The sequence below is a fragment of the Streptomyces sp. SID14478 genome (genome assembly GCF_010548525.1).
Classification (GTDB): domain Bacteria; phylum Actinomycetota; class Actinomycetes; order Streptomycetales; family Streptomycetaceae; genus Streptomyces.
Map to the genome: position 1 here is coordinate 1 of NZ_JAAGMG010000534.1, position 979 is coordinate 979.

Annotated in this window: 1 protein-coding gene and 1 pseudogene; both read left to right on the plus strand. The window is 75.1% G+C overall.

Annotated features, from left to right (window positions below; all coding sequences use genetic code 11):
- Positions 1 to 347: pseudogene (locus tag G3I40_RS17515) on the plus strand (HEAT repeat domain-containing protein); the annotation flags it as partial.
- Positions 348 to 508: 161 nt separating this feature from the next.
- Positions 509 to 979 (plus strand): glycosyltransferase (locus G3I40_RS17520; RefSeq protein ID WP_164303086.1); only part of this gene is annotated, 471 nt, incomplete at its 3' end.

Below are 979 nucleotides of genomic sequence, written 5' to 3' on the forward strand. Positions count from 1 at the left end.
CCGACGCCCCGACCCTGTGGCCGCTCGTCGACGGAGCGGGGCGCCTCGGCATCGCCTGCGCCGCCCCCGTGCTGCGGCACGTCTACCGCGAGACCGCCTCGTCCCATCTGCGCGGGCGCGCCGCCCGCGCCCTCGCCGCCACCGATCCCTCCTTCGCCGCCGGGTTCGCCGTCGAGTGCCTGTGGGACTGCGAGGAGTCCACCCGCGAGGTCGCCGCACGGCACGCCGAGACCGGTGACGCCCGCGTCGTCGACCAACTGCGAAGGCTCGCCGCCGATCCGGCCGAGGAGGCCGAGGTACAGACCGCCGTCCGCGCCAGGATCGGGCTCGACCCTACGGTCCTGTGACCGCCTGATGTACGGGAGGCGGCCCGCCGTCGAGGCGCCGCCTCCCGTTGTTCGCCCAGGTCGCCCGCTGTTTCCCCGGGCGGTGCAACGCTCATGGGACGTTCCTCGGCAGGAAAGATCCACGTTGACGTGGGCACGTCCGGCGCGGCGAGAACACCGGTATGCGTGTCGTCATAGTGACCGAGTCCTTTCCCCCCGACATCAACGGTGTGGCGCACTGCGCCCTGCAGACCGCACGGCATCTCGCCGCCCGCGGTCACGAACCCCTTGTCGTCGCCCCGGCCACGGCCGCCGGACCCCAGGCGGACGCCGGCGCCCCGTGCCCCGTGGTCCGCGTGCCCTCCCTGCCGCTTCCCGGCTACTCCCAGGTGCGGGTCGCGCTGCCCAGCCGACGCGTCGCCCAGGCGGTGGCCGCGCACCGGGCCGAACTCGTCCATCTGGCCAGCCCGTTCGTCCTCGGCGTGCGCGGCATGGCGGCCGCGGCGCGCCGAGGAGTCCCCGCCGTCGCCGTCTACCAGACCGATCTGGCCGGATACGCCCGTACGTACATGGGGGCGGGGGAGGCCACGGCATGGCGCCGCATCCGCAGCGTGCACACCGCCGCCGACCGGACCCTCGCCCCGTCCGGCGCC